We start from the raw sequence: 22,349 nt of genomic DNA on the forward strand, positions 1-22,349 counted from the left end.
ATGAATTTTTTGCAGGATAAGTATTTAATAATGCTGTGATGTCAATTTATGAGCGCATACCATATAAATTGTAAATTGTTTGTACTAGCATGATCAAAATTAAAAAATGAACTCGTCTGGAGAAGACTCCTGGCGGCATGGTGTCTTCGGATAGAGCGGTAATGAATAAAAAATACCAGCGCGTTTTGGTCACTACGCCACATCCTTTACTACGGCTTGTCAGTCTTGGACTGGTTACCTTTATATTCACACTTTTCTCGCTCGAATTAACGCGTTTAGGCACTTTTTTAGCACCTTTATGGTTCCCGACCTCAATTATGATGGTGGCGTTTTACCGCCACGCCGGAAAGATGTGGCCCGGGATCGCCCTCGCCTGTAGCGTCGGGAATATCTTCGCCACCTGGCTTATCTTCTCCTGGGACACCGTCAACCTGTGGTACACGGGCATCAACGTTGTGGAGGCCTTTGCCGGTGCTTTACTGCTGCGCAAACTGCTCCCCGCCTACAACCCCTTACAGAATCTCGGAGACTGGATCCGTCTGGCGATCGGCAGCGCGCTTATCCCGCCCCTGCTGGGCGGCGTACTGGTCTGGCTGCTGGTCCCAAGCGACGAGCCGCTGCGCACCTTTATGGTCTGGGTGCTGTCAGAATCTGTCGGCTCGCTGGCGCTGGTGCCATTAGGCCTGCTGTTTAAGCCGCACTATCTGCTGCGCCATCGCAACCCGCGCCTGCTGTTTGAAACCCTGCTGACCATGGCAGTGACGCTGATTCTGAGCTGGATCGCTCTGCATTTTTTGCCCTGGCCCTTTACGGCCATCATTGTTCTGCTGATGTGGAGCGCCGTGCGTCTGCCGCGTCTTGAAGCCTTCCTGGTCTTCCTGGTGACGGTAATGATGGTGTCGTTGATGATTGCCAAAAATCCGGTTCCGCTGACCACGCAAAATTTTGGCGCGATGACCAACGCCCCATGGTTGCCCTTCCTGATGATGCTGCTGCCCGCCAACGTAATGACGATGGTGATGTACGCATTTCGCGCCGAGCGTAAGCACATTACCGAGAGCGAAGAGCGTTTTCGCAACGCGATGGAGTATTCCGTTATCGGTATGGCGCTGGTCAGCACCGACGGGCAGTGGCTGCAGGCGAACAAAGCGCTGTGTCAGTTCCTCGGCTACTCCCAGTCCGAGCTGCGTTCCCTTAGCTTCCAGCAACTTACCTGGCCGGAAGATTTAGAGAGCGATCTGGAGCAACTGGATCAACTGCTGCAAGGCAAAATCAACAGCTACTCGCTGGAAAAGCGTTACTACACCCGTAGCGGCGAGGTGGTCTGGGCTCTGCTCGCGGTCTCCCTGGTACGTCACGCCGATGGTACCCCGCTCTACTTTATTGCCCAGATTGAAGATATTAACGACCTCAAGCATACCGAGTGGGTGAACAAGCGACTGATGGAACGTATTACGCTTGCCAACGAGGCTGGCGGAATTGGTATCTGGGAGTGGGACGTCAAACCCAACGTTATCAGCTGGGATAAGCGCATGTTCGAGCTGTATGAAGTGCCTGCCCATGTTAAACCCACCTGGCAGCTCTGGCATGAGTGCATGCTGCCGGAAGATCGTGCCATGGCGGAACAGGTGGTACGGGATTCGCTGGCGGCCCGCGTTCCGTTCAAGCTGGAGTTCCGTATCCGGGTAAAAGACGGTATCCGCCATATTCGCGCCCTGGCGAACCGGGTGCTGAATAAGCAGGGTGAAGTGGAGCGCCTGCTTGGTATCAATATGGATATGACCGAGGTGAAAGAGCTGAACGAGGCGCTGTTCCAGGAAAAAGAGCGCCTGCATATTACCCTCGACTCCATCGGCGAAGCGGTGCTCTGTACCGATATCAATATGAACGTCACCTTTATGAACCCGGTGGCGGAGAAGATGAGCGGCTGGCTGCAGGAAGAGGCGCTGTCGCAGCCGATCCTCTCGGTCCTGCATATCACCTTTGGCGATAACGGCCCGCTGATGGAGAACATCCATAGCGGAGATATGTCCCGTAGCGATATCGAACAGGATGTGGTGCTGCACAGCCGCAACGGCGGCAGCTACGATATTCACTACAGCATTACCCCGCTAAGCACCCTCGACGGGCAGAACATCGGCTCGGTGCTGGTTATTCAGGACGTTACCGAATCGCGTAAAATGCTGCGCGAGCTGAGCTATAACGCTTCTCATGATGCCCTTACCCACCTGGCGAACCGCGTCAGTTTTGAGGCTTCCCTTAAGCGGATGTTGCACACCGTGCAGGAGACGCGCCAGCGTCACGCGCTGGTGTTTATCGATCTGGACCGCTTTAAAGCCGTCAACGACACCGCAGGCCACGCGGCGGGGGATGCGCTGCTGCGGGAGCTCTCCTCCCTGATGCTGAGCATGCTGCGTTCTACCGATATGCTGGCCCGTCTGGGCGGGGATGAGTTTGGCCTGCTGCTGCCGGACTGCAACACCGAAAGCGCGCGCTATATTGCCGGTCGCATCATCGACGCCATCAATGGGTATCACTTTATGTGGGAGGGCCGCCTGCACCGCATCGGCGCCAGCGCCGGGATCACCCAGATCGACGAGCGCAATAACCAGGCCTCAGAGGTGATGTCCCAGGCCGATATCGCCTGCTACTCGTCGAAGAACAGTGGCCGTGGCGTGGTGACGGTGTATGAACCGCAACAGGAGCGAATGCTGAACGCGCCGGGCACCATCTCGCTGGACGAGCAGTGGCACATGATCAAAGACAATCATCTGCTGATGATTGCCCGCAGCGTCGCCTCGCCGCGTATCCCTGAAAGCAGCACCTTCTGGATGCTTGCCCTGCGCCTGTGGACCAACGACGGCGAGATGCTCGAAGAGCAGGCTTTCAGGGCGGGGCTGGCGGAGCCGGAGTTAATCCACGCCCTGGACAGACGTATTTTGCAGGAGTTTTTCCGCAACTTCGCCACCCCATTGACCAACAAAGGCACCGGGGTCGCCCTGCCGCTCTCCATGGCCGGTCTTGCCAGCGCCACGCTGGTGGATGAACTGCTGGAGATGCTGCGCGCCTGTCCGCTGCAGCCGCGACTGCTGCATCTGATCGTTAACGTCAGCGTCCTGACGCAGGAGGATGACAATACCCACCACAATCTGCAGAAGCTGCGTGAAGCCGGATGCCGTATCATCCTGAGCCATGTGGGCCGCGATATGGAGGTGTTCAACCACCTGAGCGCGCAGATGGCCGATTATCTCCTCCTCGATCCCGAGCTGGTGGCGAACGTTCACGGAAATCTGATGGATGAGATGCTGGTGACCATTATCCAGGGCCACGCCCAGCGGCTGGGCATCAAAACAATCGCCGGGCCGAGCAATCAACCGATCATGATGGATACCCTCTCCGGCATTGGCATCGACTATATCTACGGCAATACCATTGGCGAGCCGCAGCCGCTGGAGCTGCTACTGAATACCAGCTATTTCGGCATCAACTGACGGCGACCAGCCGTCGGTATACCAGATATGCAGCAGGGCGTACGAGCGCCACGGCTGCCAGCGTTCAGCATAGCGGCGGATTTGCGCCGGCGTCATGCCGGCAAAGCGCTGCTTAATCAGATAATCGTCCGCCAGAAAGACATCTTTTGCCTGCCAGCCGCGCAGGGCAAAGTAGTTTGCCGTCCAGCGGCCAATTCCGGGCCGGGTCTGTAACCCTTTAATCGCGCTTTCAATATCGGCCGGGGTCTCTGTCGGGAAATCCCCTGCCATGACCGACCGGGCCAGATGGATCAGCGACTCTGCGCGTTTCAGCGGCATGCCCAGCGCTTTCAGTGCCAGCGGATCGGTTTGTGCTACCGCGGCAGGCGTCGGGAAACAGCAATAGCCCGGCGCCTCCGGCAGGGGGTCACCACATAGCGCCACCAGCTTCGCAGTGAGTTTCGCGGCCATGGCCACGCTGACCAGCTGCCCGAGGATGGCGCGCACGCCCTGCTCCCAGGTATCCATCGAGCCCGGCAGGCGCAGGCCAGGCCGCGCGGCGCCGAGCGAGCCCAGCGCCTGAGCGATCTGCTGCGGATCGCAGTGCAAATCGAACAGGCGGGTAAGCCGTGCCAGGCACAGTTCAGCGATGGGCAGCAGGCCCTCGCTGAGCACTACTTCCAGCGTGCCCCCGGGCTGTGGCGTAACGCGGATCAGCCCCCGGTGTCCCTGGCAGGCAAAGCTGCGGGTGTAGTCGGTGGGGGTCACGGTTTCAATCCCGGCGACCGCGCGATCGCCAAGAAATTTCAACATCCATTGCCAGTCATAGGGCGGCTGCCAGGTGAGGGTAAACATCGTCGCTCCTTATTTTGTCCTGTCACAGCATAAACGGAGATTGCCACCTGCGCCTTGCTTTCATATTCCTGTTGTCGCCAGCCAGACATTTCGCTACAGTCTCGCCCCTTCTCAATGGCATGGGGACGCTGAAGTGTTTATCGGATTTGACTATGGCACCGCCAACTGTTCAGTTGCGGTGATGCAAAACGGGCAGCCGCAGCTGCTGAAAATGGAAAATAACAGCACGCTGTTGCCGTCGATGCTCTGCGCGCCGACCCGCGAGGCGGTGAGCGAGTGGCTGTACCGCCATCATCAGGTGCCGGCTACCGGCACAGAAACCCAGGCGCTGCTGCGTCGGGCTGTGAGCTTTAACCGCGAAGAAGATATCGACGTCACCCCGGCCAGCGTACAGTTTGGCCTCTCTTCCCTGGGTCACTACATTGAGGATCCGGAAGAGGTCTACTTTGTGAAGTCGCCAAAATCTTTCCTCGGCGCCAGCGGCCTGAAGCCGCAGCAGGTGGCGCTGTTTGAAGATCTGGTCTGCGCCATGATGCTGCATATTCGCCAGCAGGCCCAGACTCAGCTGACGGATACGATCACCCAGGCGGTGATTGGCCGGCCGATTAACTTCCAGGGGCTGGGCGGCGATGACGCGAATCAGCAGGCGCAGGGGATTCTGGAACGCGCCGCGCAGCGTGCCGGTTTCCGCGATGTGGTATTCCAGTATGAGCCAGTCGCTGCCGGTCTCGATTTTGAGGCGACGCTTGAGAGCGAAAAACGGGTACTTGTCGTGGATATCGGCGGCGGAACCACCGACTGCTCGCTGCTGCTGATGGGCCCGCAGTGGCATCAGCGCCGGGATCGCGAGAACAGCCTGCTGGGGCACAGCGGCTGTCGTATTGGCGGTAATGACCTGGACATCGCCCTGGCCTTTAAGAGCCTGATGCCGCTGCTCGGCATGGGCGGGCAGACAGAAAAAGGCACCGCGCTTCCGATCCTGCCGTGGTGGAACGCCGTGGCGATAAACGATGTGCCGGCGCAAAGCGAATTCTACAGTGTCGCCAATGGCCGTTTTCTTAACGATCTGATCCGCGACGCTCAGGATGGCGACAAAGTGGCGCTGTTGCATAAAGTGTGGCGTCAACGTCTGAGCTACCGGGTGGTACGCAGCGCGGAAGAGAGCAAAATTGCCCTCTCCGAGGCCGCAGAACACGCCGTAACGCTGCCGTTCATCAGCGATGAGCTGGCGACGGCCATCAGCCAGCAGGGGCTGGAGGCGGCGCTGGCGCATCCGTTACAGCGCATCCTCGAGCAGGTGCAGCTGGCGCTGGATAACGGCAATGAGAAGCCGGACGTGATCTACCTGACCGGCGGCAGCGCCCGTTCGCCGCTGATCAAAAAAGCCCTGGCGCAGCAGTTGCCGGGCATCCCGATTGCCGGGGGTGATGATTTTGGCTCTGTCACCGCCGGGCTGGCGCGCTGGGCGCAGGTGGTCTTCAGCTAGGCTGGAAATGCCGGGCGGCTACGCCTTACCCGGCACGCAGACCGCATCCAACCCGTAGGCCGGGTAAGGCGCAGCCACCACCCGGCATGCAGACCGCACCGGCCTTGCCCCGCGCCATTCGGACAATTCCCGACAGTCTTTCATATTTCCTCCATTTTTCCGCTCAATTGCCTCACTAAACTAGTATTATTTTCCGCACTGTTTCAGGACGAGAACATATAACGATGAAAGGCCGCAATAAATCCCGCTGGGTAATCGCCGCTGGCATCATTGTGGTGGCCCTTGCCGCCGCGTGGTACTGGCATCAACACGCTTCGGCTCCTGCCGGTGCATCCAGCCAGGCGCAGCGCCCGGCAGGCGGTGGACGTCACGGCATGCGCGGCGGCGCTCTGGCGCCGGTTCAGGCCGCCACCGCAGTCAGTAAATCCGTGCCGCGTTATCTCTCCGGGCTCGGCACCATTACCGCCGCCAACACCGTCACCGTGCGCAGCCGCGTCGACGGGCAACTTATCGCCCTGCACTTCCAGGAAGGACAACAGGTGAAGGCTGGCGATCTGCTGGCCGAAGTCGATCCCAGCCAGTTCAAGGTTGCGCTGGCCCAGGCCCAGGGACAGCTGGCTAAAGATCAGGCCACCCTTGCTAATGCCCGCCGGGATCTGGCCCGTTATCAGCAGCTGGTGAAAACCAACCTCGTCTCCCGCCAGGAGCTCGACGCCCAGCAGGCGCTGGTGAGCGAAAGCATGGGGACCATTAAGGCAGACCAGGCCGCTGTCGCCAGCGCGCAGCTCCAGCTCGACTGGAGCCGCATCACCGCCCCTATCGACGGACGCGTGGGATTAAAACAGGTGGATATCGGCAACCAGATCTCCAGCGGCGATACCACCGGGATCGTGGTGCTCACCCAGACCCACCCTATCGATCTGGTGTTTACCCTGCCGGAGAGCGATATCACCACCATTATCCAGGCGCAGAAAGCTGGTAAAAGCTTAACCGTGGAGGCCTGGGATCGCGCCAACAAGCAGAAGCTCAGCGACGGCACCCTGCTGAGCCTCGATAACCAGATCGACACCACCACCGGCACCATCAAGCTGAAAGCACGGTTTAACAATCAGGACGACGCCCTGTTCCCGAACCAGTTTGTTAACGCCCGCATGCTGGTCGCTACCGAAGAGAATGCGGTGGTGATCCCAACGGCAGCGTTGCAGATGGGTAACGAAGGCAACTTCGTCTGGGTGCTGAACAGTGACAACAAGGTCAGCAAGCACCTGGTGAAACCGGGCATTCAGGACAGCCAGAGCGTGGTCATTGCCGCCGGGCTGTCGGCAGGCGACCGCGTGGTGACCGACGGCATCGACCGTCTGACCGAAGGGGCAAAAGTGGAGGTCGTAGAATCCCACGCCGACACCCCTGCCGATCCTGGCAAACGCGAAGCTAAAAAACAGGGAGAGAACGCCTGATGCAGGTGATGCCCCCGAGCGCTACAGGCGGGCCGCCGCGTCTGTTTATCCTGCGCCCTGTCGCCACCACCCTGCTGATGGTGGCGATCCTGCTGGCGGGGATCATTGGCTACCGCTTCCTGCCGGTCTCTGCCCTGCCGGAAGTGGATTACCCCACCATTCAGGTGGTGACGCTCTACCCCGGCGCCAGCCCGGATGTCGTCACTTCCGCCATCACCGCCCCGCTGGAGCGCCAGTTTGGGCAGATGTCGGGCCTGAAGCAGATGTCCTCCCAAAGCTCCGGCGGCGCGTCGGTGGTGACGTTACAGTTCCAGCTCAGCCTGTCGCTGGATGTCGCCGAGCAGGAGGTGCAGGCCGCTATCAACGCTGCCACCAACCTGCTGCCGTCCGACCTGCCTAACCCGCCGGTCTACAGCAAGGTGAACCCGGCGGATCCGCCGATCATGACCCTCGCCGTCACCTCCTCTGCCATGCCGATGACCCAGGTGGAAGATATGGTGGAAACCCGCGTGGCGCAGAAGATCTCCCAGGTCTCCGGCGTCGGGCTGGTGACCCTCTCCGGCGGCCAGCGTCCGGCGGTTCGCGTGAAGCTCAACGCCCAGGCGATCGCCTCCCTGGGGTTGACCAGCGAAACCATCCGCACCGCCATCACTAACGCCAACGTTAACTCGGCGAAAGGCTCGCTCGATGGTCCGACCCGGGCGGTGACCCTCTCCGCTAACGACCAAATGCAGTCCGCGGATGAGTATCGTCAGCTGATTGTCGCCTACCAGAACGGGGCGGCGATCCGGCTTGGCGACGTGGCGACCGTCGAGCAGGGGGCAGAAAACAGCTGGCTCGGGGCGTGGGCCAACAAACAGCAGGCGATTGTGATGAACGTCCAGCGCCAGCCGGGGGCTAACATCATCGATACCGCCGACAGCATTCGTGCGATGCTGCCCACCCTTATCGATAGTCTGCCAAAATCGGTGAGCGTTAAGGTGCTGTCGGATCGCACCACCAACATTCGCGCGTCGGTGAGCGATACCCAGTTTGAACTGATGCTGGCGATTGCGCTGGTGGTAATGATCATCTACCTGTTCCTGCGCAACGTTCCGGCGACCATTATTCCGGCGGTGGCGGTGCCCCTGTCACTGGTGGGCACTTTCGCCGTTATGGTGTTCCTCGACTTCTCGATCAATAACCTGACGCTGATGGCCCTGACCATCGCCACCGGCTTTGTGGTGGATGACGCTATCGTGGTAATCGAGAACATCTCCCGCTATATCGAAAAAGGCGAGAAACCGCTGGCGGCGGCGTTGAAGGGGGCCGGTGAGATCGGCTTCACCATTATCTCCCTCACCTTCTCGTTAATTGCGGTGCTGATCCCGCTGCTGTTTATGGGCGATATCGTCGGGCGTCTGTTCCGGGAGTTTGCGGTGACCCTGGCGGTGGCGATTTTAATCTCAGCGGTGGTGTCGCTCACCCTGACGCCGATGATGTGCGCCCGCATGCTGAGCCATGAATCTCTGCGCAAGCAGAACCGTTTCTCCCGCGCCTCGGAGCGGATGTTCGAGCGGATTATTGCCGCTTACGGACGCCTGCTGGCCAAAGTGCTGAACCATCCGTGGGCGACCCTCGGCGTGGCGCTGGGTACCCTGGCCCTGAGCGTGCTGCTGTGGGTGATGATCCCAAAAGGCTTCTTCCCGATCCAGGATAACGGCATTATTCAGGGCACGTTGCAGGCCCCGCAGTCGGTGTCGTTCGCCAGCATGGCCCAGCGCCAGCAGGCGGTCTCAGAAGCGATCATGAAAGATCCGGCGGTGGAGAGCCTGACCTCGTTCGTCGGCGTTGATGGCACCAACCCGTCCCTCAATAGCGCTCGCCTGCAAATCAACCTCAAGCCGCTGGACGATCGCGACGACCGGGTGAACACGGTGATCGACCGACTGCAAAATGCAGTGGCGAAGGTGCCTGGCGTGGAACTCTACCTGCAGCCGACGCAGGATCTGACCATTGACACCACGGTGAGCCGCACTCAGTATCAGTTTACGTTGCAGGCCACCAGCCTCGATGCGCTCAGCACCTGGGTGCCACAGCTGGTGGATGAGCTCCAGCAGCTGCCGCAGCTCTCGGACGTCAGCAGCGACTGGCAGGACAAAGGCCTGGCGGCCTATATCAATGTCGATCGCGACAGCGCCAGCCGGCTGGGCATTAGCATGGCGGATGTGGATAACGCCCTGTACAACGCCTTCGGCCAGCGACTGATCTCCACCATCTATACCCAGGCTAACCAGTACCGGGTGGTGCTGGAGCACGATACCCGGCAGACGCCGGGGCTGGCAGGACTGGATTCGGTGCGCCTGACCAGCAAAGATGGCGGGATTGTGCCCCTGAATGCAATTGCCAAAGTGGAAGAGCGCTTTACGCCGCTGGCGGTGAACCATCTGGATCAGTTCCCCTCCACCACCATCTCGTTTAACGTGCCGGACGACTACTCGCTGGGCGAAGCGATTCAGGCCATTACCGATACGGAAAAACGTCTCAGCTTCCCGACCGATATCCAGACCCACTTCCAGGGCAGTACGCTGGCGTTCCAGGCGGCGCTCGGGAGCACCATCTGGCTGATCGTGGCCGCGGTAGTGGCGATGTACATCGTGCTGGGGGTGCTCTATGAGAGCTTTATTCATCCCATCACCATCCTCTCGACCCTGCCCACCGCGGGTGTGGGTGCGTTGCTGGCGCTGATGCTGGCGGGCAACGAGCTGGATGTGATTGCCATCATCGGCATTATCCTGCTGATCGGCATCGTCAAGAAGAACGCCATCATGATGATCGACTTTGCCCTTGCCGCCGAGCGCGAACAGGGCATGCCGCCGCGGGAGGCGATCTATCAGGCCTGTCTGCTGCGTTTCCGTCCGATCCTGATGACCACCCTCGCCGCGCTGCTCGGCGCCCTGCCGCTGATGCTCAGCACCGGGGTCGGGGCCGAACTGCGCCGTCCGTTGGGGATTGGCATGGTGGGCGGTCTGCTGGTGAGCCAGGTGTTAACTCTGTTTACCACACCGGTGATCTATCTGCTCTTTGACCGCCTGGCCCTGTGGAGCAAAAGCCGCTTCCCGAAACGTGAAGAAGAGGAGGCGTAAGTGAAGTTTTTCGCCCTCTTCATTTACCGCCCGGTGGCGACGATTTTAATCTCCCTCGCCATCACCCTCTGCGGCGTGCTCGGCTTCCGGCTACTGCCGGTGGCCCCGCTGCCGCAGGTGGATTTCCCGGTGATCATGGTCAGCGCCTCGCTCCCCGGCGCCTCCCCGGAAACGATGGCCTCGTCGGTGGCAACGCCGCTGGAGCGCTCGCTCGGGCGCATCGCCGGGGTCAACGAGATGACCTCCAGCAGCTCGCTCGGCAGTACGCGCATCATTCTGGAGTTTAACTTTAACCGCGACATCAACGGCGCGGCGCGCGACGTGCAGGCGGCGATCAACGCCGCGCAAAGCCTGCTCCCGAGCGGCATGCCGAGCCGTCCGACCTACCGCAAAGCCAATCCGTCCGATGCGCCGATTATGATCCTGACGCTCACCTCGGACACCTACTCCCAGGGGCAGCTGTACGACTTCGCCTCCACCCAGCTGGCGCAGACCATCGCCCAGATCGAGGGCGTGGGCGATGTGGACGTCGGCGGTAGCTCCCTGCCCGCGGTGCGCGTGGGGCTGAACCCGCAGGCGCTCTTTAACCAGGGCGTCTCGCTGGATGACGTGCGCAGCGCCATCAGCAACGCCAACGTGCGCAGGCCGCAAGGGTCGGTGGAGGATGGCAGCCGCCGCTGGCAGATCCAGACCAACGACGAGCTGAAGACCGCGGAGGAATATCAGCCCTTAATCATCCACTACAATAACGGCGCGGCGGTGCGCTTAAGCGACGTGGCAAGCGTCACCGACTCGGTGCAGGACGTGCGCAACGCCGGGATGACCAACGCTAAGCCCGCCATTTTGCTGATGATCCGCAAACTGCCGGAAGCCAACATTATTGAGACGGTGAACAGCATCCGCGCCCGTCTGCCGGAGCTGCAGGAGACCATTCCGGCGGCCATCGATCTGCAGATTGCCCAGGATCGCTCCCCCACCATTCGTGCCTCGCTCGAAGAGGTAGAGCAAACGCTGATTATCTCGGTGGCGCTGGTGATCCTGGTGGTATTTCTCTTCCTGCGCTCCGGGCGGGCGACGCTGATCCCGGCGGTGGCGGTCCCGGTGTCGCTGATTGGCACCTTCGCCGCCATGTACCTGTGCGGCTTTAGCCTCAACAATTTGTCTCTGATGGCCCTGACCATCGCCACCGGCTTTGTGGTGGATGACGCCATCGTGGTGCTGGAGAACATCTCCCGCCACCTCGAAGCGGGGATGAAACCGCTGCAGGCGGCGTTGCAAGGCTCGCGTGAGGTGGGCTTTACGGTGCTCTCCATGAGTCTCTCCCTGGTGGCGGTGTTCCTGCCCCTGCTGCTGATGGACGGACTGCCGGGGCGTCTGCTGCGTGAGTTTGCGGTCACGCTGTCGGTGGCGATCGGTATATCGCTGCTGGTGTCGCTGACGCTCACGCCGATGATGTGCGGCTGGATGCTGAAACGCAGCCCGCCGACGTCGCAGCCGCGCAATCGGGGCTTTGGTCGGATGCTGATGGCGTTGCAGTCAGGCTACGGTAAATCGCTGAAGTGGGTGCTGAACCACACCCGGATCGTCGGGCTGGTGCTGATCGGCACTATCGCCCTCAACGTCTGGATGTATATCACCATTCCAAAAACTTTCTTCCCGGAGCAGGACACGGGGGTGCTGATGGGGGGAATTCAGGCCGACCAGAGCATCTCCTTCCAGGCGATGCGCGGCAAATTGCAGGATTTCATGAAGATCATCCGCGAAGACAAAGCCGTGGATAACGTCACCGGCTTTACCGGCGGCTCGCGGGTCAACAGCGGGATGATGTTTATCACCCTCAAGCCCCGTGACGAGCGTAACGAAACTGCGCAGCAGGTGATCGACCGCCTCAGGGGCGCGCTTTCGAAAGAGCCGGGAGCAAATATGTTCCTGGTGGCGGTGCAGGATATCCGCGTGGGCGGGCGCCAGTCGAATGCCAGCTACCAGTACACCCTGCTGTCAGACGATCTTGCCGCCCTCAGAGAGTGGGAGCCGAAGATCCGCAAAGCGCTGGCAGCGCTGCCGGAGCTGGCGGACGTTAACTCCGACCAGCAGGACAACGGCGCGGAGATGGCCCTGACCTACGATCGCGAAACCATGTCGCGGCTGGGGATTGACGTCAGCGCCGCCAACAGCCTGCTGAACAACGCCTTTGGCCAGCGGCAGATCTCCACCATCTATCAGCCGATGAACCAGTACAAGGTGGTGATGGAGGTCGATCCCCGCTATACGCAGGATATCAGCGCTCTGGATAAGATGTTTGTGATTAATAACGACGGTAAGGCGATCCCGCTCTCCTATTTCGCCCGCTGGCAGCCCGCTAATGCGCCGCTGTCGGTCAACCATCAGGGGCTGTCGGCGGCCTCGACCGTGTCGTTTAACCTGCCGACCGGGAAATCCCTCTCGGAAGCGAGCGACGCCATCAACCGCGCCATGACCCAGCTTGGGGTACCGTCCACCGTGCGTGGCAGCTTTGCCGGTACCGCCCAGGTGTTCCAGGAGACCATGAACTCACAGGTGATCCTGATTCTGGCGGCGATCGCCACGGTCTATATCGTGCTTGGGGTGCTGTATGAGAGCTATATTCATCCGCTGACGATCCTCTCCACCCTGCCCTCGGCGGGCGTGGGCGCATTGCTGGCGCTGGAGCTGTTTGGCGCCCCGTTCAGCCTGATCGCGTTGATCGGTATTATGCTGTTAATCGGCATCGTGAAGAAAAACGCCATCATGATGGTCGACTTTGCCCTGGAGGCACAGCGCAACGGCAACATGACGCCGCAGGAGGCGATCTTCCAGGCCTGTCTGCTGCGTTTTCGCCCGATTATGATGACCACCCTGGCGGCGCTGTTCGGCGCTCTGCCGCTGGTAATTTCCAGCGGGGATGGCGCGGAGCTGCGCCAGCCGCTGGGGATCACCATTGTTGGCGGGCTGGTGATGAGCCAGCTGCTGACGCTCTATACCACCCCGGTGGTCTATCTGTTCTTTGATCGCTTACGGGTGCGTTTTTCACGTAAACAGAAAGAGACGGTAACAGGCTAATGACGGATCTCCCCGCGAACGTTCGCTGGCAGCTGTGGATTGTCGCCTTCGGCTTCTTTATGCAGTCGCTGGATACGACTATCGTCAACACCGCCCTCCCCTCAATGGCGAAAAGCCTTGGGGAGAGCCCGCTGCATATGCATATGGTGATTGTCGCCTATGTGCTGACGGTGGCGGTGATGCTCCCCGCCAGCGGCTGGCTGGCGGACAAAGTGGGGGTGCGCAATATCTTCTTTACCGCCATCGTGCTTTTTACCGCAGGCTCCCTGTTCTGCGCCCGGGCGGAGACGCTCAACGAGCTGGTGATGGCCCGGGTGTTGCAGGGCGTCGGCGGCGCGATGATGGTGCCGGTAGGCAGGCTGACGGTGATGAAGATCGTCCCGCGCGAGCAGTACATGGCGGCGATGACCTTCGTGACCCTCCCCGGCCAGGTGGGGCCGTTGCTGGGCCCGGCGCTGGGCGGTGTTCTGGTGGAGTACGCCTCCTGGCACTGGATCTTCCTGATTAACCTGCCGGTGGGGATTATCGGGGCGATTTCCACCCTGATGTTGATGCCGAACTACAAAATGCAGACCCGGCGTTTCGATCTGGGTGGCTTTTTCCTGCTGGCGGCGGGGATGGCGACCCTGACCCTGGCGCTGGATGGGCAAAAGGGGCTCGGGATCTCCTCCCTGGCCCTCGCCGGACTGGTGGCCATCGGCGTGGTGTCGATTCTCTGGTATCTGTGGCACGCCCGGGGCAATGACCGGGCGCTGTTCAGCCTGACGCTGTTTAAGAACACCACCTACCGGCTGGGGCTGCTCGGCAGCCTGGCCGGACGCATCGGCAGCGGCATGCTGCCGTTTATGACCCCGGTCTTTTTGCAGATTGGCCTCGGCTTTTCGCCGTTTCACGCCGGGCTGATGATGATCCCGATGGTGCTCGGCAGCATGGGGATGAAGCGCATTGTCGTGCAGGTGGTGAACTACTTCGGTTATCGCCGGGTGCTGGTCGCCTCCACCCTGGGGCTGGCGCTGGTGAGCCTGCTGTTTATGGGCGTTGCGCTGCTGGGCTGGTACTACGTTCTGCCGCTGGTGCTGTTCTGCCAGGGGATGATCAACTCCATCCGCTTCTCCTCCATGAATACCCTGACGCTGAAAGATCTGCCCGATGAGCAGGCGAGCAGCGGCAACAGCCTGCTGTCGATGATCATGCAGCTGTCGATGAGCGTGGGCGTGACGATTGCCGGGCTGCTGCTGGGCTTGTACGGGCAGCATCAGCTCACCGCCGACAGTGCCGTCGTCCATCAGGTATTCCTCTACACCTACCTGAGCATGGCGCTGATTATCGCCCTGCCAGCCTTTATTTTCGCCCGGGTTCCGGATGATACCAGCAAGAATGTCGTCATCAGGCGGCGCAAAAGGAGTGAAAGATGAAGTTCTGGCGACCGGGTATCACCGGCAAGCTGTTTCTGGCCATTTTCGCCACCTGTATGGTCCTGCTGATCACCATGCACTGGGCGGTGCGGGTCAGCTTTGAGCGCGGCTTTATTGACTACATCAAACACGGTAACGAGCAGCGTCTGCAGGGCCTGAGCGATGCCCTGGCCGAGCAGTACGCTCTCCACGGCAACTGGCGCTTTTTACGCAACAACGACCGCTTTGTCTTTCAGATCCTGCGCTCGCTGGAGCACGACACCGACAGCGATCGTCCCGGACCCGGCATGCCGCCCCACGGCTGGCGCACCCAGTTCTGGGTGATCGACCAGGAGATGCGCGTGCTGGTCGGCCCGCGGGCTCCGGTGCCGCCGGACGGCACGAAGCGGGCCATCACCGTCAACGGCGCGGCCGTGGGCTGGGTGATCGCCTCCCCGGTCGAGCGGCTGACGCGCAATACCGACATCAATTTTGATCGACAGCAGCGCCAGACCAGCTGGCTGATAGTGGCGCTCTCCACCCTGCTGGCGGCGCTGGCGACCTTTCCGCTGGCGCGCGGCCTGCTGGCCCCGGTTAAACGGCTGGTGGACGGCACCCACCAGCTGGCTGCGGGGAATTTTTCCACCCGCGTCGATACCCGCAGCCAGGACGAACTGGGCAAGCTGGCGCAGGACTTCAACCAGCTCGCCAGTACCCTGGAGAAAAACCAGCAGATGCGCCGGGATTTTATGGCGGATATTTCCCACGAGCTACGCACCCCGCTGGCGGTGCTGCGCGGCGAACTGGAGGCGATCCAGGATGGCGTGCGTAAGTTCACCCCAGAATCGGTCGCCTCTTTACAGGCGGAAGTGGGCACCCTCACTAAACTGGTAGAGGATCTGCATCAGCTGTCGATGTCCGACGAAGGGGCGCTGGCCTACCAGAAAGCGCCGGTGGATGTGATCAACATTCTGGAAGTCGCCAGCGGCGCCTTTCGGGAACGCTTTGCCAGCCGCGACCTGCGCATTGAGCTCTCGCTACCGGAAAACGCCGTAGTGTTTGGCGATCGCGACCGGCTGATGCAGCTGTTTAACAACCTGCTGGAAAACAGCCTGCGCTATACCGACGCGGGCGGCGCGCTGCGGATCGCCGGCAAGTGCGAAGAGCAGCGCTTTACGCTGACCTTCGCCGATACCGCCCCTGGCGTCACGGACGACCAGCTCAACAAGCTGTTTGAGCGTTTTTACCGCACCGAAGGCTCCCGCAATCGTGCCAGCGGCGGCTCCGGCCTGGGACTGGCGATCTGCGTCAACATCGTTGAAGCCCACGGCGGCACCCTCCGCGCCGCCCATTCGCCTTTTGGCGGGGTTAGCATTACAGTAGAGCTACCGCTGGAACGCGATTTATCGAGAGAAGCATGACTGAGTTACCCATTGACGAAAACACACCCCGCATTCTGATTGTGGAGGACGAGCCTAAGCTTGGGCAGTTATTAATCGACTATCTGCGGGCGGCGAGCTACGCTCCGTCGCTTATCAGCCACGGCGATCAGGTCCTGCCATATGTACGCCAGACCCCGCCGGATCTGATCCTGCTTGACCTGATGCTGCCGGGCACCGACGGCCTGACCCTGTGCCGCGAAATCCGCCGCTTCTCTGAAGTGCCGATTGTGATGGTCACCGCCAAAATTGAAGAGATTGACCGCCTGTTAGGTCTTGAGATCGGTGCCGACGATTACATCTGCAAACCCTACAGCCCGCGCGAAGTGGTGGCCCGGGTGAAAACCATTCTGCGCCGCTGTAAACCGCAGCGTGAGTTGCAGGTGCTGGATGCCGAAAGCCCACTCATCATTGATGAAGGTCGTTTTCAGGCAAGCTGGCGCAGTAAGTTACTGGATCTCACCCCGGCGGAATTTCGTCTGCTGAAAACCCTCTCCCATGAGCCGGGGAAGGTGTTCTCCCGCGAGCAGCTGCTGAACCACCTGTATGACGATTACCGGGTGGTGACGGACCGCACCATCGACAGCCATATCAAAAATCTGCGCCGCAAGCTTGAAGCGCTGGATGCCGACCAGTCGTTTATTCGCGCAGTGTATGGCGTGGGGTATCGCTGGGAAGCGGATGCGTGCCGGATTGGCGGGTGATAAGAGAGAACGTTACCCGCTGCGGCGGGTAATGGCATCAGACGGCGTCAGCCGCCCCGTGTGCCGTAATGACATACCCCTGATTTTGCCAGTGCTCCAGCTGCTGGCGCTGTTCGTCTGATAATGTCTCGCCTGCCCAGACGAGAATATGTTGGCCCGGGAAGAACTCCGGATGGGGTAACGCCAGAGGTTCAGCAAATACGTTGATGCGCCAGCCCCGATGCGAAAGGCGCCACGCTTCCAGCCACAGGCGGGTTCGGTCCTCAATACCCCAGCCTATCAGTAACGCATCCCTGCCTGCTTTCGCACGCGACTCCGTCAGGCTGGTGACCGCCTGCTCGATCAGAATACCGTCCAGCAGGCTGCCCATCGCCCGCGCGGTGGCGTGATCGAGACGGAGAGTGGCCCGCACGGGAATAAATACATGGTCTACCAGCGCATCCACGGAGTGGTGCTGACAGAAAATCGCGATCTGCGCGCGGGATTTTGCCGGGTTGACCTGCCTCAGGGTGGCAATCATCTCTTCCCGCAGCACGCGCCAGTCTCCCTGCTCGGGGGCTTTATCCCCGTCAAGCAGGGCTTTTACCTTACCAACCGGTACGCCACGCTCAATCCAGCGCTTGATCTCCTCAATGCGCTGGAGGTCGTCATCATCAAATTGTCGATGTCCGCCTTCACTGCGCTGCGGTTTTAGCAGGCCATACCGACGCTGCCATGCACGCAGGGTGACGGGGTTGATGCCGCAACGTTCTGCCACATCGCCAATACTGTAAAAGGCCATCGATTCCTCATGACTGATCGATATATTCATTGTTCAAGGTAACGAATCTCGCCGGGCTGTACAACTCGTTATATTGTACAACAGAATTGTAACACTGCCCGGCGAAGGTTAGCGCACGACTTCCTCGCGCGGCTCAGGCCACGAAACTGGCGGGATGCCGGCCAGTTCAGGGTGGGCAAACAGGTGCCCCTGGAACTGCGAAACGCCGGCAGATTCGAGCCACATCCACTCTTCTGGCTGCTCAATGCCCACCGCGGAGATCAATATTTCCAAAGCTGTACAACATTTGATGATGGCGAGCACAATCGCCTGCCTTGGACCACTCTTGTGCACGTCGCGGATCAGGTCCCGGTTGATCTTAATTCTGTCTGGCTGGAACTGCGCCAGCAGCAATAAGCCGGCAAACCCGCCACCGAAGTGATCGATCGCCACGCCGATACCTGCGGCTTTTAGCTCACGTACCGCGCCGGTGAACTCGTCCAGACGGGAGATAACCTCGTGCTCGGTAAACTCTACCACAATCTGCTCGGCTACCAGCCCGTTGGCTTCTATCTCCTGGAGCAGATAGTTGACCGCATTGGGAACATTGACCAGCGTCATCGGTAAAAGGTTCACTGACAGGCTCTGTTCCCCCAGCCCCAACTCGCTTGCCATCGCGAAAGCAACGCTCTTGCTTTTGAGGTCAGCTTCGTAGACAGCATCCCCTTCGAGCCCCTCAAACCAGTGCTGGGCAGACTCCCCGTCCGGGGTGCGGATCAGGGCTTCGAAGGAGACAATTTCACGGGCCAGCGGGTCGATAATCGGCTGGAACGCGAAGTTGCACGTATTGCTTAAACGCCCCTGCAGCGCGCGTACGCTGGGAGCGTCATTATCCGGGACAAATACCCAGTGATCCCCTGACGGCAGCTCAAAGTAGTTCTCTTTCTCACTCTCCTCGACGAAGGTTCTGAAGAACTGCAGCGCCCTGTCGTTGTAGGTCATCTGGTACTTTGTGGTGCCCTTATCCAGCACGTTTTGCATCACCTCGTGACGGTCATAGTGGCGCAGATCGAAGAGTTCCATGCCGTACTTGCCGAAGCGTCGGGCGCGGGAGTAATCGCACAACAGTTCCACCACGTTGTGGTGACGCGGGTCTTCACAGATCGCGCGGTAAATGGCTCTTACCTTCTCCTCAGGTCCTTCGAGCAGCTGAAAAAAGAGCTTGCCGGTAAACAGGAGAATGCCGCTTACGCCGGCCTCTCTGTTTTTTACATTCGCTGCAACAACCATGTCTTCCAGCACGGTAACCGGTACGTCGTCACGAAAATGACTACGGTAAATGATGGTAGTGAGCATCGGGTTTCCAATAAGAGGAGGTGAATGAAAGTCCACAGTATCAGATGGTTGGCTGCACGTCTTGGCAGCCTGCCCAGACGGGAAAATAGCCCGTCACCTGTACCCGCCTTAATGACGAAAATCGTCGACAATGTACAATCTTTTTAGACTGTTTTACACAATTTGTATTTTTTAAGATGTTGAATAGAAACACTTAGCACGTATTGATCAAAATATATTTGTTAACTTGTACAATTAGTATGTACAGTATTTACCAGTTAACAAGATATTAACCATTTAAATACAGCGGAATTCAGGAGTGACATATGCGCGAGAACGGGTACACACCGAACACAGCCAATGCCATTGCCCAGTACTTTAACAAAGCAAACCAGCCCTCCCAGCAGGAGACGCTGGGTCAAATTGTGGTTGAAATTCTACGGGAAGGAAAAATCCTTAACCGAAAGGCGATTTGTACCCGTCTTCTTCACCGCATGGAACAGGCGTCGGATCGGGAAGAGGAGAGCCGATATCAAACTCTGGTTGGCCTGCTGTTTGAACGTTAAGCGATACGCCACAGCAGCTGATTACCTTGTTTTTTGAGTCAGTTTTTTCTTTGCAACAGTTTTTTTATACTGTCGCCACAGACTGACTTTATGCCGCTTCTCTCCTGGCAGGAAGATGCGGCGACAGAGACGTAGTTATGAACAGAAGTGACCATGAACGACTGACTGATGAACTTATTGGCGAAGCCACGTTTTCTTTACTGAAAGATAATGGCCCCATCAGCATGAAGCTGTTGCTGGAGAGGCTGCAGCAGATGTTATCGGTAGAGCAGGACGGGCAGCGCCGGAATGCGCTTTCCCAAATTATTCTGGAAATTTCCAATGATGGAAAAGGGAGCGCCCGGCGTAATAACCAAAGTGAACAACAGGCGTGGGACACGGATGGTCGACACAGCAGCAGCAATGTCTATCCTCTGTTTGGCAATAGCCCGCAAGCCAACAGAAATAAGCATTAACTGCATAATTAACTTATATAACTGAACCGGTGTGACACTATGAGCCAGGCTATGCTCCAGAATAATGATTTTTACGACGAACTGCCCAATGCTGCATTGTCCAACTACTTTCGCAGTGCTGGCGGTTTGCTGGCCGAAGAGTGGGCGCTGCTTCAGACTGTAACGGGTGCCATTCTGGATGCGAAGGAACCGCTGACTAACAAAGCGATTATTTTACGTTTGATCCGCGAAATTGAATCGACGCGCGACGTTGTCCGTGCCGATGTCATTCGTAAGACCCTGGAAATCATTGTCGATCACACCCAGGACGACCTCTGATTCCCCACGCCTGAGCTGATGCCGACGGTACTGTCCTGCCGTCGGCGTTTACTCACTCAATGGTTTACCTCCCCTTCCCGCAGCGCTACAATGCCCGCCCTTAATGTATGGGATCTCCTCCCGGCGCCCACCTTGTGCGCGCATCTGACCTGTCATCAGAACGAGAACGAACATGTTTAAACCGGAACTCCTCTCCCCGGCGGGAACGCTGAAAAATATGCGTTACGCTTTCGCCTACGGCGCCGATGCCGTTTATGCGGGCCAGCCGCGCTACTCCCTGCGCGTGCGTAATAATGAATTTAACCATGAGAATCTGCAGCTCGGCATCAACGAAGCCCACGCGCAGGGTAAAAAATTCTACGTGGTGGTCAACATCGCGCCGCATAACGCCAAGCTGAAAACGTTTATCCGTGACCTGAAGCCGGTGGTGGAGATGGGGCCAGACGCGTTGATCATGTCGGACCCGGGTTTGATCATGCTGGTGCGGGAGCACTTCCCGGAGATGGACATTCATCTCTCGGTACAGGCCAACGCCGTAAACTGGGCGACGGTGAAATTCTGGAAGCAGATGGGGCTGACCCGCGTGATATTGTCCCGCGAGCTGTCGCTGGAAGAGATCGAAGAGATCCGCACCCAGGTGCCAGACATGGAGCTGGAGATATTCGTTCACGGCGCGTTGTGCATGGCCTACTCTGGCCGCTGCCTGCTCTCCGGGTATATCAACAAGCGTGACCCGAACCAGGGCACCTGCACCAACGCCTGCCGCTGGGAGTATAACGTTCAGGAAGGTAAGCAGGATGAGGTAGGCAATATCGTGCATAAGCACGAGCCTATTCCGGTGCAAAATATTGAACCGACGCTGGGTATCGGGGCTCCGACCGACAGCGTGTTTATGATTGAAGAGGCCCAGCGCCCGGGTGAATACATGACCGCGTTCGAAGACGAGCACGGCACCTATATTATGAACTCCAAAGATCTGCGTGCCATTGCCCACGTGGAGCGCCTCACCCAGATGGGTGTGCACTCCCTTAAAATCGAAGGCCGCACCAAGTCCTATTACTACTGCGCGCGTACCGCCCAGGTTTATCGCCAGGCGATTGACGATGCGGCTGCAGGTAAACCGTTCGACAGTACCCTGTTGCAAACGCTGGAAGGGCTGGCGCACCGCGGTTATACCGAAGGCTTCCTGCGACGCCATACCCATGACGATTACCAGAACTATGAATATGGCCACTCGGTTTCTGAACGCCAGCAGTTTGTCGGCGAGTTCACCGGCGAGCGCAAGGGCAACCTTGCGGCGGTGGCGGTTAAAAACAAGTTCCTCGTAGGCAACAGCCTGGAGTTGATGACCCCGCAGGGCAATATCAACTTTACCCTGGAGCATATGGTGAATGGCAAAGGCGAGTCGGTCACCGTCGCACCGGGAGATGGACATACCGTCTGGCTGCCGGTCCCGGAAGAGATTGCCCTGGATTATGCGTTACTGATGCGTAATTTTAACGGCGAAAATACCCAGGCGCCGCACGTTAAGTAATGAAAGCGGGTTATTTTTTGGTATGAGATGATTCTTAGAATTCGATCACATACCGCTGCGTTTGATGAGGGTATTATTGCCAACGCTGAAAAACATAACCCATAAATGCTAGCTGTACCAGGAACCACCTCCTTAGCCTGAGTAATCTCCCTTACGCAGGCTAATTTTTTTGTCTAAAAACCCCTTCTTTTTTCTACCCAGTATCGTAACGACCTCAAAGCCCGCCCTTAACGTAAATTTCTTTCTTTTTTCGCCGGGAAGTGACTTAATTTATCAATTTATTAAAGTCAGGTTATTCATAAACATGTCTGATGCTATTCTTCTTATGAAGGAAATTTCACTTAAGGAGAAGGAGGAAATATGTACTGGGTGG

General features: G+C 58.8%; 15 protein-coding genes. 12 read left to right on the plus strand and 3 right to left on the minus strand.

Annotated elements, in window-relative coordinates:
• The first annotated feature begins 161 nt into the window (after positions 1-161).
• Positions 162-3,491 (plus strand): diguanylate cyclase, encoded by a 3,330-nt coding sequence (locus tag ACOKCT_RS07670; RefSeq protein ID WP_159339567.1) that lies wholly within the window; start codon positions 162-164, stop codon positions 3,489-3,491.
• Here ACOKCT_RS07670 and alkA read toward each other — a convergent pair.
• Complete coding sequence (gene alkA, locus ACOKCT_RS07675) at positions 3,459-4,325, minus strand: DNA-3-methyladenine glycosylase 2 (RefSeq protein WP_159339568.1); 867 nt, start codon at positions 4,323-4,325, stop codon at positions 3,459-3,461. The genes ACOKCT_RS07670 and alkA overlap by 33 nt on opposite strands.
• Before the next feature lie 133 nt (positions 4,326-4,458).
• Here alkA and yegD point away from each other — a divergent pair, with 133 nt between their 5' ends.
• The 7 genes from yegD (at position 4,459) to baeR (ending at position 17,008) form a co-directional block, all read left to right on the plus strand.
• Positions 4,459-5,811: a molecular chaperone gene (yegD, locus tag ACOKCT_RS07680; RefSeq protein WP_103180233.1), complete on the plus strand. Its 1,353-nt coding sequence runs from the start codon at positions 4,459-4,461 to the stop codon at positions 5,809-5,811.
• Between the two features lie 224 nt (positions 5,812-6,035).
• Positions 6,036-7,268, plus strand: a complete 1,233-nt coding sequence (locus ACOKCT_RS07685; RefSeq protein ID WP_103180234.1) for an MdtA/MuxA family multidrug efflux RND transporter periplasmic adaptor subunit — start codon at positions 6,036-6,038, stop codon at positions 7,266-7,268.
• Positions 7,268-10,393, plus strand: a complete 3,126-nt coding sequence (locus ACOKCT_RS07690) for an MdtB/MuxB family multidrug efflux RND transporter permease subunit (RefSeq protein WP_420193343.1) — start codon at positions 7,268-7,270, stop codon at positions 10,391-10,393. The genes ACOKCT_RS07685 and ACOKCT_RS07690 overlap by 1 nt, the downstream gene beginning before the upstream one ends.
• Complete coding sequence (gene mdtC, locus ACOKCT_RS07695) at positions 10,394-13,471, plus strand: multidrug efflux RND transporter permease subunit MdtC (RefSeq protein WP_420193344.1); 3,078 nt, start codon at positions 10,394-10,396, stop codon at positions 13,469-13,471.
• Entirely contained in the window at positions 13,471-14,886 is a 1,416-nt protein-coding gene (locus ACOKCT_RS07700) for an MFS transporter (RefSeq protein ID WP_156654879.1), read from the plus strand. The genes mdtC and ACOKCT_RS07700 overlap by 1 nt, the downstream gene beginning before the upstream one ends.
• The gene (gene baeS, locus ACOKCT_RS07705; RefSeq protein ID WP_103180238.1) at positions 14,883-16,286 is read left to right on the plus strand and encodes a two-component system sensor histidine kinase BaeS; all 1,404 of its coding nucleotides are present in this window, start codon (positions 14,883-14,885) and stop codon (positions 16,284-16,286) included. Before ACOKCT_RS07700 ends, baeS begins: the two co-directional genes overlap by 4 nt.
• Complete coding sequence (baeR, locus tag ACOKCT_RS07710) at positions 16,283-17,008, plus strand: two-component system response regulator BaeR (RefSeq protein ID WP_103180239.1); 726 nt, start codon at positions 16,283-16,285, stop codon at positions 17,006-17,008. The genes baeS and baeR overlap by 4 nt, the downstream gene beginning before the upstream one ends.
• A 37-nt stretch (positions 17,009-17,045) precedes the next feature.
• Here the strand turns inward: baeR and ACOKCT_RS07715 are convergent, their stop codons facing one another.
• Both ACOKCT_RS07715 and ACOKCT_RS07720 read right to left on the minus strand, forming a co-directional pair.
• Positions 17,046-17,789, minus strand: coding sequence for a MerR family transcriptional regulator (locus ACOKCT_RS07715; protein WP_420193345.1), 744 nt, complete (start codon positions 17,787-17,789; stop codon positions 17,046-17,048).
• A 108-nt stretch (positions 17,790-17,897) separates the two neighbouring features.
• Positions 17,898-19,124 carry a diguanylate phosphodiesterase gene (locus tag ACOKCT_RS07720; RefSeq protein ID WP_103180241.1) on the minus strand — a complete coding sequence of 409 codons (1,227 nt, stop codon included), beginning with the start codon at positions 19,122-19,124 and terminating at the stop codon, positions 17,898-17,900.
• Positions 19,125-19,429: 305 nt separating this feature from the next.
• On the opposite strand from ACOKCT_RS07720, the gene ycgZ reads away from it, so the two are divergent.
• From ycgZ to yegQ, 4 genes are all read left to right on the plus strand, one after another.
• Complete coding sequence (gene ycgZ / locus ACOKCT_RS07725) at positions 19,430-19,669, plus strand: regulatory protein YcgZ (protein WP_103180242.1); 240 nt, start codon at positions 19,430-19,432, stop codon at positions 19,667-19,669.
• 137 nt (positions 19,670-19,806) lie between these two features.
• Positions 19,807-20,124 carry a hypothetical protein gene (locus ACOKCT_RS07730; protein ID WP_156654881.1) on the plus strand — a complete coding sequence of 106 codons (318 nt, stop codon included), beginning with the start codon at positions 19,807-19,809 and terminating at the stop codon, positions 20,122-20,124.
• Between the two features lie 39 nt (positions 20,125-20,163).
• Positions 20,164-20,442: a biofilm development regulator YmgB/AriR family protein gene (locus ACOKCT_RS07735; protein WP_103180244.1), complete on the plus strand. Its 279-nt coding sequence runs from the start codon at positions 20,164-20,166 to the stop codon at positions 20,440-20,442.
• Positions 20,443-20,614: 172 nt separating this feature from the next.
• Complete coding sequence (gene yegQ, locus ACOKCT_RS07740) at positions 20,615-21,976, plus strand: tRNA 5-hydroxyuridine modification protein YegQ (RefSeq protein ID WP_103180245.1); 1,362 nt, start codon at positions 20,615-20,617, stop codon at positions 21,974-21,976.
• Positions 21,977-22,349: the final 373 nt, after the last annotated feature.

Source organism: Leclercia sp. M-A074-M, from assembly GCF_965195605.1.
Classification (GTDB): Bacteria; Pseudomonadota; Gammaproteobacteria; order Enterobacterales; family Enterobacteriaceae; genus Enterobacter.

Excerpts from the sequence above, each read along its gene's own strand:
- ycgZ (WP_103180242.1), top strand. The coding sequence starts at position 19,430 with ATGCGCGAGAACGGGTACACACCGAACACAGCCAATGCCATTGCCCAG.
- ACOKCT_RS07720 (WP_103180241.1), bottom strand. The coding sequence starts at position 19,124 with ATGCTCACTACCATCATTTACCGTAGTCATTTTCGTGACGACGTACCG.
- yegQ (WP_103180245.1), top strand. The coding sequence starts at position 20,615 with ATGTTTAAACCGGAACTCCTCTCCCCGGCGGGAACGCTGAAAAATATG.
- ACOKCT_RS07685 (WP_103180234.1), top strand. The coding sequence starts at position 6,036 with ATGAAAGGCCGCAATAAATCCCGCTGGGTAATCGCCGCTGGCATCATT.
- ACOKCT_RS07735 (WP_103180244.1), top strand. The coding sequence starts at position 20,164 with ATGAGCCAGGCTATGCTCCAGAATAATGATTTTTACGACGAACTGCCC.
- baeS (WP_103180238.1), top strand. The coding sequence starts at position 14,883 with ATGAAGTTCTGGCGACCGGGTATCACCGGCAAGCTGTTTCTGGCCATT.
- ACOKCT_RS07730 (WP_156654881.1), top strand. The coding sequence starts at position 19,807 with ATGAACAGAAGTGACCATGAACGACTGACTGATGAACTTATTGGCGAA.
- ACOKCT_RS07715 (WP_420193345.1), bottom strand. The coding sequence starts at position 17,789 with ATGGCCTTTTACAGTATTGGCGATGTGGCAGAACGTTGCGGCATCAAC.
- ACOKCT_RS07690 (WP_420193343.1), top strand. The coding sequence starts at position 7,268 with ATGCAGGTGATGCCCCCGAGCGCTACAGGCGGGCCGCCGCGTCTGTTT.
- baeR (WP_103180239.1), top strand. The coding sequence starts at position 16,283 with ATGACTGAGTTACCCATTGACGAAAACACACCCCGCATTCTGATTGTG.
- alkA (WP_159339568.1), bottom strand. The coding sequence starts at position 4,325 with ATGTTTACCCTCACCTGGCAGCCGCCCTATGACTGGCAATGGATGTTG.
- ACOKCT_RS07700 (WP_156654879.1), top strand. The coding sequence starts at position 13,471 with ATGACGGATCTCCCCGCGAACGTTCGCTGGCAGCTGTGGATTGTCGCC.
- ACOKCT_RS07670 (WP_159339567.1), top strand. The coding sequence starts at position 162 with ATGAATAAAAAATACCAGCGCGTTTTGGTCACTACGCCACATCCTTTA.